The organism is Nocardiopsis protaetiae, from assembly GCF_045446735.1.
Classification (GTDB): domain Bacteria; phylum Actinomycetota; class Actinomycetes; order Streptosporangiales; family Streptosporangiaceae; genus Nocardiopsis; species Nocardiopsis protaetiae.
The window spans coordinates 1-9,317 of sequence record NZ_JBJJBV010000262.1 but is presented as its reverse complement, the minus strand read 5'-3'; the positions used below and the strand labels follow the sequence as shown (position 1 = coordinate 9,317).

The window sequence follows — 9,317 nt, the reverse complement described above, 5'->3', positions numbered from 1 at the left end:
GAGCGCTGGGCCAAGGCCCTGACCCTGCCCACCGTCATCGGGCTGACGGCGGGCCGTTCACTCCTGTACCCGGCCGACGACGACGTCGAGGCCGCCGTCGACACCGCAGTGGGGCTCCTGTGACATCCACCGACCACCGCCACCACCTCCCGGCGCTCAGCACCGCGGCGCCGCCCTTCCGCACGGTCGTCACCCCCGGCACCGCCGGGTGGGCCTACTCCGGGCTGCGGGTGCTGCAGCTGGCCCCGGGCGCGAGCGCCCGGATCGCCACCGGCGCGGCCGAGACCCTGGTCCTGCCTCTGAACGGCGGCTGCACCGTCACCACGGCGGAGGGGGACGTGTTCGAGCTGACCGGCCGCGAGGACGTGTTCTCCCGGGTGAGCGACTTCGCCTACCTGCCCCGCGACACCGCCGCGACCGTCGCCTCCGCCGGGGGCGGCCGCTTCGCCCTGCCCTCGGCCCGCTGTGAACGGCGCCTGCCCGCCCGCTACGGGCCCGCCGAGAAGGTCCCGGTGGAGCTGCGCGGCGCCGGGCAGGCCTCCCGCCAGGTCAACAACCTGTGCACCCCCGAGAGCTTCGAGGCCGACCGGCTCATCTGCTGCGAGGTCCTCACCCCGGCCGCCAACTGGTCCTCCTACCCGCCGCACAAGCACGACGAGGCCACCGCCACCGAGTGCGAGCTGGAGGAGATCTACTACTTCGAGGTCGCCCACGGGCCCCAGGGCCCCGGCATGGGCTACCAGCGGGTCTACGGGGACCACGACCGGCCCGCCGACCTGCTCGCCGAGGTGCGCTCGGAGGACGTCGTCCTCATCCCGCACGGCTGGCACGGGCCCTCCATGGCCGCCCCCGGCTACGACCTCTACTACCTCAACGTCATGGCCGGGCCCGGCGACGAGCGCGCCTGGCACATCACCGACGACCCCGCCCACGGCTGGGTCCGCGACACCTGGGCCGACCTGCCCACGGACCCGCGGCTGCCGCTGTGCACCGCCCGGGGCACGGGGGAGGGCGAGGGCCGATGAACGGCGATCCCACCGTCCGCCTGACCACCGCCCAGGCGCTGGTCCGGTTCCTGGCCGCCCAGTACACCGAACGCGACGGGGAGCGCCGCCGCCTCGTCGCCGGGGTGTGGGGCATCTTCGGCCACGGCAACGTCGCCGGACTGGGCCAGGCCCTGCTCCAGGCCGCCGCCACCGGCGAGGCCGACCTGCCCTACCACCCGGCCCGCAACGAGCAGGCCATGGTGCACGCCGCCACCGCCTACGCCAAGGCGAGCGACCGGCTGTCGGTCTTCGCGTGCACCGCCTCCACCGGCCCCGGCTCCACCAACATGGTCACCGGCGCCGCCCTGGCCACCACCAACCGGCTCCCGGTCCTGCTGCTGCCCTCGGACATGTTCGCCACCCGCGCCGTCGACCCGGCGCTCCAGCAACTGGAGGACACCCGGGCCGGGGACGTCACCGTCAACGACGCCCTGCGCCCGGTCTCCAAGTACTGGGACCGGATCACCCGGCCCGAGCAGCTGGTCCCGGCCGCCCTGGCCGCGGTGCGGGTGCTCACCGACCCCGCCGAGACCGGCGCCGTCACCCTGTGCCTGCCCCAGGACGTGCAGGCCGAGGCCCACGACTGGCCCGCCGCGTTCTTCCGCGACCGGGTGTGGCACGTGGACCGGCCCCGCCCCGACACCGCCGCCCTGGAGCGGGCCGCCGCGGCGATCCGCGCCGCGCGGCGGCCGCTGCTGGTCGCCGGGGGCGGGGTCGTGTACTCCGGGGCGACCGCCGAACTGCGGGCGCTGGCCGAGGCCACCGGCATCCCCGTCGCCGACACCCACGCCGGCAAGGGCGCCCTGCCCTGGGACCACCCCGGCTCGGTCGGCGGGCTGGGCGCCACCGGCACCGCCGCCGCCAACACCCTGGCCGCCGAGGCCGACGTCGTCATCGGCGTGGGCACCCGCTACAGCGACTTCACCACCGCCAGCCGCAGCGTCTTCCGCGACCCCGGCGTGCGCCTGGTCAACGTCAACATCGCCCGTATGGACGCCGCCAAGCTCGGCGCCCTCACCGTGGTCGCCGACGCCCGTGAGGCCCTGGCCGCCCTGCGCACCGCCCTGGACGGGTACCGCGTCCCCGCCGGGCACGAACGCCGCGCCGGGGACCTGGCCCGGGAGTGGGCCGCCGAGGTCGACCACCTGCACCGCGCGCCCGCCGCCAACGGGCTGCTCGCCCAGACCGCCGTACTGGGCGTGCTCAACGACGCCCTCGACGACCGCGACGTCGTGGTCAACGCCGCCGGGAGCATGCCCGGCCACCTCCAGGCGCTCTGGCGCGCCCGCGACCCCAAGGCCTACCACGTCGAGTACGCCTACTCCTGCATGGGCTACGAGATCGCCGCCGGGCTGGGGGTGCGCCTGGCCGCCCCCGACCGGGAGGTCGTCGTCCTGGTCGGCGACGGCTCCTACCTGATGATGGCCCAGGAGATCGCCACCATGGTCGCCGAGAACCTCAAGGTCACCGTCGTCGTCGTGGACAACCGCGGCTTCGCCTCCATCGGCGGGCTGTCGGAGTCGGTCGGCTCCCAGCGCCTGGGCACCGCCCACCGCCACCGCGACCCCGCCACCGGGCGCGACGACGGGCCGCCGCTGCCCATCGACCTCGCCGCCAACGCCGCCTCCCTGGGCGCCCACACGGTGCGCGCCCGCACCCTGGACGACCTGCGCGCCGCCCTGCGCAAGGCCCGCGACTCCGAGGGCGTCACCGTCATCGAGGTGCGCACCGACCCCCGCGCCCCCGGACCCGACTCCGAGGCCTGGTGGGACGTGCCCGTCGCCGAGACCTCCGCGCTCGACACCACGCGCGGGGCCCGCCGGGCCTACGAACGCGACCGCACCGCCCGCCGCCACCACCTGTAGACGCAAAGGACCCACCGGATGACCGCAACCACCGGCCCCGCCGAGGACCGGCTGATCCTGGGATCGGCCCCCGACTCCTGGGGAGTGTGGTTCCCCGACGACGAGCGCCAGGTCCCCTGGGACCGCTTCCTCGACGAACTCGCCGCCACCGGCTACGAGTGGCTCGAACTGGGCCCCTACGGCTACCTGCCCACCGACCCCGCCCGGCTCGCCGACGAGGTGGGCCGCCGGGGGCTGAGGGTCAGCGGCGGCACCGCGTTCGGCAACCTCCACGACCCGCGCAAACGCGAGGACACCGTGGCCGTGGTGCGCGCCGTCGCCGAGCTCACCGCCGCCGTGGGCGCCCACCACCTCGTGCTCATCCCGCCCATGTTCCGCGACGAGAAGACCGGCGCCTACACCGAACCGCCCCACCTGGACGCCCACCAGTGGGCCGAGCTCACCGCGACCGCCGACGAGCTGGGCCGCATGCTCCTGGGGGAGTACGGTGTACGGCTGTGCCTGCACCCCCACGCCGACACCCACGTGCTCACCCAGCCCGAGATCGAGCGCTTCCTCGACGCCACCGACCCCGGCCTGGTGTCGCTGTGCCTGGACACCGGGCACGTGGCCTACGGTGGCGGCGACGCCGTGGACCTGGTCCACCGCTACGCCGAACGCGTCGGCTACGTCCACATCAAGCAGATGGACCCCGCGGTCCTGCGCCGCGTCCACGCCGAGGGCCTGTCCTTCGGCGAGGCCGTCGAACTGGGGGTGTGCGTGGAACCGCCCGCCGGGGAGCCCGCGCCCGCCTCCGTCATCGAGGCGCTCCGCGAGGTCGACGCCCGCCTGTTCGTCATCGTCGAACAGGACCTGTACCCGTGCGAGCCCGACGTGCCCGCGCCCATCGCCGAGCGCACCCGCCGCTACCTCAACTCCTGCGGCCTGGGCGCCCGCCGCCAGAGGAGGCCCTGACCCGGCCCGACCACGGCACCGACACATCCCCTGACCGAGAAAGAACACGACCCATGCAACGCCCGAAACTTCGCACCGCACTGGCCCTGGCCGCCGCCGGAACCCTGCTGGCCGCCACCGCGTGCAGCTCAGAGGGGGGACGCCAGGAGCCCGCCGGAGGCGGGACCGACACCCCCGAGCTGACCATCGCCATGATCACCCACCAGGTCCAGGGCGACACCTTCTGGGACATCGTCCGCACCGGCGCCGAGGCCGCCGCCGACAAGAGCAACGTGAACCTGGAGTACGCCGCCGACCCCGAGGCCTCCGAGCAGGCCAACCTCGTGCAGAACGCCGTCGACCGCGGCGTCGACGGCATCGCCGTCACCCTGCCCTCGCCCGACGCCATGGAGGGCGCCGTAGCGGCCGCCACCGAGGCCGGCATCCCCGTGGTCGCCCTTAACGCGGGCATGGACCAGTGGCAGGACATGGGCGTCCAGCAGTACTTCGGCACCGACGAGCGCCTGGCCGGGGAGGCCTACGGCGAGCGCCTCAACGAGGCCGGGGCCCAGAACGTCGTCTGCGTCATCCACGAGCAGGGCAACGTCTCCCTGGAGGCCCGCTGCGAGGGCCTGGCCGAGACCTTCGACGGCGAGTCCCAGGTCCTGTACGTCGACAGCGCCAACATGCCCGAGGTGCGCTCCACCATCTCCTCCCGCCTGGAGGAGTCCGCCGACGTCGACCACGTGGCGGCCCTGGGCGCGCCCATCGCCGTCACCGCCGTGGACGCCGTCGCCGACGCCGGGTCCGAGGCGGCCGTGGCCACCTTCGACACCAACGCCGAACTCGTCGAGCTGGTCCGCACCGGCGACATCGCCTGGGCCGTCGACCAGCAGCCCTACCTCCAGGGCTACCTGGCCGTCGACTCCCTGTGGCTGTACAACACCAACGGCAACACCCTCGGCGGCGGCGAGGCCGTCCTCACCGGCCCGGCGTTCATCGACGAGACCAACATCGACCAGGTCGCCGAGTACGCGGAGAGGGGAACCCGGTAGCCATGGCGGGCACGGAGGCGCTCCGGGCGCCGGACCCCGCCGTGCGCGGGGACGAGGGGGCGGCGGGACCCAACCGCCGGCCGCCGCTGCGCCGCCTGGCCACCCGGCCCGAGCTGGGATCGCTGCTGGGCGCCGTGGTGGTGTTCGCGGTGTTCTTCGCCGTGGCCGAACCCTTCCGCACCGCCTCGGCGGCGGGGACCATCCTGTACGCGGCGTCGACCATCGGCATCATGGCGGTCGGGGTGTCGCTGCTGATGATCGGCGGCGAGTTCGACCTGTCGGCCGGGGTCGCGGTGATCTCCTCGGCGCTCACCGCGTCCATGACCGCCTGGTGGTTCGGGCTCAACGTGTGGGCCGGGGTGGCGATCGCGCTGGCGGTGTCGCTGGGCATCGGGTTCCTCAACGGGTGGATCCTGGTGCGCACCCGGCTGCCCAGCTTCCTGGTGACGCTCGCGATGTTCCTCATGCTCCAGGGGCTCAACGTCGCGATCACCCGGATCGTCGTCAACGGGGTGTCCACCCGCAACATCTCCGACATGGACGGGTTCGACTCGGCCCGCGCGGTGTTCGCGTCGTCGTTCTCGATCGGCGGGCTGAACCTGCGCGTCACCGTCCTGTGGTGGGTGCTGTTCACCGCGCTGGCCACCTGGGTGCTGCTGCGCACCCGGGTCGGCAACTGGATCCAGGCGGTCGGCGGGGACGCCGAGGCGGCCCGGGCGATGGGCGTGCCGGTGGCGGGGGTGAAGATCGGGCTGTTCATGACGGTGGGGTTCTTCGCCTGGTTCTCCGGCATGCACCTGCTCTTCGCGTTCAACACCGTGCAGTCCGGTGAGGGCATCGGCAACGAGCTGCTGTACATCATGGCCGCGGTCGTCGGCGGCTGCCTGCTCACCGGCGGCTACGGGACCGTGGTCGGCGCCGCGGTCGGCGCGTTCATCTACGGGATGACCCGCCAGGGCATCGTGTACGCGGGCTGGGACAACTACTGGGTGATGTTCTTCGTCGGCGCGATGCTGCTGGCCGCCGTCGTCCTCAACGGGTGGTTCCGCGCCCAGGCCGACAGGGGGATGACATGACCGGCGCGCCGCTGCTGGAACTGACCGGGGTCGGCAAGACCTTCGGCACCGTCCGGGCGCTCACCGGGGTCGACCTGGTGGTGCGGGCCGGGGAGGTGACCTGCATCCTGGGCGACAACGGTGCGGGCAAGTCCACGCTGATCAAGATCATCGCCGGACTGCACCCGCCCACCACCGGCGTCTACCGGGTGGACGGGGAGGAGACCGTCCTGTCCTCCCCGCGCCAGGCCCGCGACCTGGGCATCGCCACCGTCCACCAGGACCTGGCGATGGCGCCGCTGATGCCGGTGTGGCGCAACTTCTTCCTCGGCAAGGAGAAGCGGCTCCGGTGGGGCCCGTTCTCGATGACGGACACCGCCGGGATGCGCCGGATCGCCGACGCCGAGCTGCGCCGGATGGGCATCGTCCTGCCCGACATCGACGCGCCCGTCGGGAAGCTGTCCGGCGGCCAGCGCCAGGTGGTGGCCATCGCCCGGGCCGTGTACTTCGGCGCGCGGGTGCTGATCCTGGACGAGCCCACCGCCGCCCTGGGCGTCAAGCAGTCGGGCGTGGTGCTCAAGTACATCGCCGCCGCCCGCGAGGAGGGGCTGGGGGTCGTGTTCATCACCCACAACCCGCACCACGCGCACCTGGTCGGGGACCACTTCGTGGTGCTCAACCGGGGCGCGGTCGAGCTGGACGCCGCCCGCGCCGACGTGCAGCCCGAGGACCTGGTCCACCAGATGTCCGGCGGCGCCGAACTGGAGGGCCTGCGCCACGAACTCCAACGCGGCGGGTCCGCCTGAGGGCACCCGCGGTCCGGCCCGGGAGCCCCGGACCACGGGCAGAAGGGGCGCCGCGCCCCGGCGTGTGCCGGGTCGCGGCACCCCTTCACATGCGCGGCACCACCCGGCGGCCGGCGCCCGGCCATGGAGTCCTTTCGGGCGCGCGGAGGCGCGTCGTCGGGCCCGCACGAACGGGAGCGCCGTGCCCGTGGTGGCGCCCATTCATGTGCGTGGGGCACCACCCGTCGACCGGTGCCAAATCGCGTCGGTCTTTCGGGTGCGCGGAGGCGCGTCGTCGAGCCTGTGCTTTTCGGTGCCCTCGTGCCCTGGACTTTTCGGGCCGCGGCGCCGTCGGCGACGGCGCCGCGGGAGAGGGAGCACGGGCCGACCGTTTCCCGGGGTGATCCGGCCCGCACCCTTCCCGGCGAATTCCGGTGGAGTCGTACGGGCGTTCGCCCTGCGGTGCAGGGGCGGCCGAACGCCTCGCGCCCGATCCGGCCCCACCACAACCATCACCCTGCGTGCAAAACCATGGCGGAGCGTCACCACCAGGCGGCAGGATCACGACCGCAGTGAACACCCCTTCGATTCCGATCCGAGGAGTTCCATGCGTCGTTCCCGCAAACGCGCCGCCGCACCGGCGTCCGGTCCCGCCGCCGGGCCCGAGATCAAACCCACCCGCTACTACCCCTGGGTCGACCAGCTCCAACGGCTGTCCGCCTGGACCATCGTCACCCGCCTGCCCCGCATGATCGCCCACGTCCTGCGGGTGGCCTGGCGCGCCGACCGCCGCGACACGGTCCTCACCCTGGCCCTGCACACGGCGGCCGGGATCGTCGGCGCGATCGCCCTGGTCGTCGTCGCCCGGGTGCTGGAGGACCTGCTCTCCGACGCGCCCACGGCGGAGCGGCTGCTCGCCGCCCTGCCCTCCCTGGCCCTGCTGGCCGCGACCCTGGGCCTGCGCGGCATGCTGAACCTGGGCGCCGGGTGGGCCCAGGAGCGGCTCGGCCCGCAGGTGGAACGGGAGATGGAGCTGGAACTGTTCTCCCTCACCTCCCGCGTTCGGCTGGAGGCCTACGACGACTCCGACTACAACGACTCCCTCGCGCGGGGTCGCGACCGGGGCGTCTACGAGTCCTCGTCCCTGATCGCGAACGCCATCGACGTCCTGAGCGGGCTCATCGGCCTGCTCGCCATCGCCGGGGTGCTCGCCGTCCTGCACCCCCTGCTGACGCCCCTGCTGGTGGTGGCGGTGCTGCCCACCGGGTGGGCGGCGATGCGCGCCGCCCGCATCCGCTACACCCGGCTGCGGGAGCTGACCACCACCGCCCGCCGCCGTTACATCGTCGGCGACCTGCTGGCCGGCCGGGGCTCGGCCACCGAGGTGCGCGCGTACAACATGGCCCCGGGTCTCCTGCGCGAGTACACCCGCATCGCCGACCACGTGCGCGCCGTACTGCTGGAGGTGGCCCGCCGCCAGACCCTGGTGCGCGCCACCGGCGGCGCCGTCGGGGCGGCGGCCCTGCTGGGTGTCTACGCCGCCCTGGTCGCCCTGCTGCTGAACGGCCACATGCCCCTCGCCATCGCCGGGGCCGCCTACGTCGCGATCGGGCAGGGCACCGGTGCCCTGGACCGGCTCACCTACGCCCTCACCCGCACCTACGAGTCCGGGCTGTACGTGGACGACGTGTACAAGGTGTGCGAGCGGACCCGCGAGCTGCTGCCCCGGCCCGGCCGCCGCGACCTGCCCGGGGGACTGGAGGTCCTCACCGTCGAGGACGTCCACTTCGCCTACCCCGGCCAGGAGCGCGAGGCGCTGCGCGGGGTCAGCCTCACCGTGCGCAAGGGGGAGGTGGTGGCGCTGGTGGGTGAGAACGGGTCCGGGAAGTCGACGCTGGCCAAGCTCATCGCCGCCCTGTACACCCCGGCGCGGGGGCGCATCACCTGGAACGGGGTGGACGGCGCCGACATCCACGCCGATCAGGTCCGCGCCCGGATCGGGTTCGTGAGCCAGGACTACACCCAGATGCCGTTCACCGCGCTGCGCAACATCACCATGGGCGGTCCCGGCGACCCCGTGGACCGGGACCGCCTGGAGCGGTCCCTGGTCCTCAGCGGCGCCGACGAGGTCGTGGCCTCCCTCGACCAGGGGCTCGACACCATTCTGGACAAGCGGTTCGTGGGCGGCGCCGACCTGTCCGGCGGGCAGCGGCAGCGGATCGCGGCGGCCCGGGGCCTGTACCCGCGGGCCGACCTGGTGATCGCCGACGAGCCCACCGCGGCCCTGGACGCGCGGGCCGAGAAGCGGCTGTTCGACACGCTCCAGGCGGCGGCCGAGGACGCGTCGGTCCTGCTCATCACGCACCGCCTGGCGTCGGTGCGGCGGGCGGACACGATCGTCGTGCTCAGCGAGGGGCGCGTGGTGGAGCAGGGCGACCACGCGGCGCTGATGGCGCGCGGGGGCCTGTACGCGGAGCTGTTCCGGATCCAGGCCGACGCCTACCGGGGCCTGTCCCAGGGGCTGGTCGGTCCCGAGGCGGGCTGACCCGCATCGCGTCGGGCCGACCCGCATCGAGGC

8 protein-coding genes are annotated in these 9,317 nt (G+C 73.9%); all 8 read left to right on the top strand.

Annotated features, from left to right (window positions below; all coding sequences use genetic code 11):
* A partial coding sequence (locus ACJOT3_RS28410; protein ID WP_421536141.1) for a Cgl0159 family (beta/alpha)8-fold protein occupies window positions 1-123 on the top strand: 123 nt, incomplete at its 5' end.
* Window positions 120-1,025, top strand: coding sequence for a 5-deoxy-glucuronate isomerase (iolB, locus tag ACJOT3_RS28405; RefSeq protein WP_406976196.1), 906 nt, complete (start codon window positions 120-122; stop codon window positions 1,023-1,025). The genes ACJOT3_RS28410 and iolB, both read left to right, overlap by 4 nt.
* On the top strand, window positions 1,022-2,911 hold the full coding sequence (iolD, locus tag ACJOT3_RS28400) for a 3D-(3,5/4)-trihydroxycyclohexane-1,2-dione acylhydrolase (decyclizing) (protein ID WP_406976195.1): 1,890 nt from the start codon (window positions 1,022-1,024) through the stop codon (window positions 2,909-2,911). The genes iolB and iolD overlap by 4 nt, the downstream gene beginning before the upstream one ends.
* 18 nt (window positions 2,912-2,929) lie before the next feature.
* Window positions 2,930-3,865, top strand: coding sequence for a TIM barrel protein (locus ACJOT3_RS28395; protein ID WP_406976194.1), 936 nt, complete (start codon window positions 2,930-2,932; stop codon window positions 3,863-3,865).
* 53 nt (window positions 3,866-3,918) lie between these two features.
* A complete protein-coding gene (locus tag ACJOT3_RS28390) occupies window positions 3,919-4,899 on the top strand; it encodes a substrate-binding domain-containing protein (RefSeq protein ID WP_406976193.1) in 981 nt (326 codons plus the stop codon).
* Window positions 4,900-4,901: 2 nt separating this feature from the next.
* Window positions 4,902-5,975: an ABC transporter permease gene (locus tag ACJOT3_RS28385; protein ID WP_406976192.1), complete on the top strand. Its 1,074-nt coding sequence runs from the start codon at window positions 4,902-4,904 to the stop codon at window positions 5,973-5,975.
* Window positions 5,972-6,760 (top strand): ATP-binding cassette domain-containing protein, encoded by a 789-nt coding sequence (locus tag ACJOT3_RS28380; RefSeq protein ID WP_406976191.1) that lies wholly within the window; start codon window positions 5,972-5,974, stop codon window positions 6,758-6,760. The genes ACJOT3_RS28385 and ACJOT3_RS28380 overlap by 4 nt, the downstream gene beginning before the upstream one ends.
* Window positions 6,761-7,346: 586 nt before the next feature.
* A complete protein-coding gene (locus ACJOT3_RS28375) occupies window positions 7,347-9,284 on the top strand; it encodes an ABC transporter ATP-binding protein (protein ID WP_406976190.1) in 1,938 nt (645 codons plus the stop codon).
* Window positions 9,285-9,317: the final 33 nt, after the last annotated feature.

Excerpts from the sequence above, each read along its gene's own strand:
- iolD (WP_406976195.1), top strand. The coding sequence starts at position 1,022 with ATGAACGGCGATCCCACCGTCCGCCTGACCACCGCCCAGGCGCTGGTC.
- ACJOT3_RS28395 (WP_406976194.1), top strand. The coding sequence starts at position 2,930 with ATGACCGCAACCACCGGCCCCGCCGAGGACCGGCTGATCCTGGGATCG.
- ACJOT3_RS28390 (WP_406976193.1), top strand. The coding sequence starts at position 3,919 with ATGCAACGCCCGAAACTTCGCACCGCACTGGCCCTGGCCGCCGCCGGA.
- ACJOT3_RS28385 (WP_406976192.1), top strand. The coding sequence starts at position 4,902 with ATGGCGGGCACGGAGGCGCTCCGGGCGCCGGACCCCGCCGTGCGCGGG.
- ACJOT3_RS28380 (WP_406976191.1), top strand. The coding sequence starts at position 5,972 with ATGACCGGCGCGCCGCTGCTGGAACTGACCGGGGTCGGCAAGACCTTC.
- ACJOT3_RS28375 (WP_406976190.1), top strand. The coding sequence starts at position 7,347 with ATGCGTCGTTCCCGCAAACGCGCCGCCGCACCGGCGTCCGGTCCCGCC.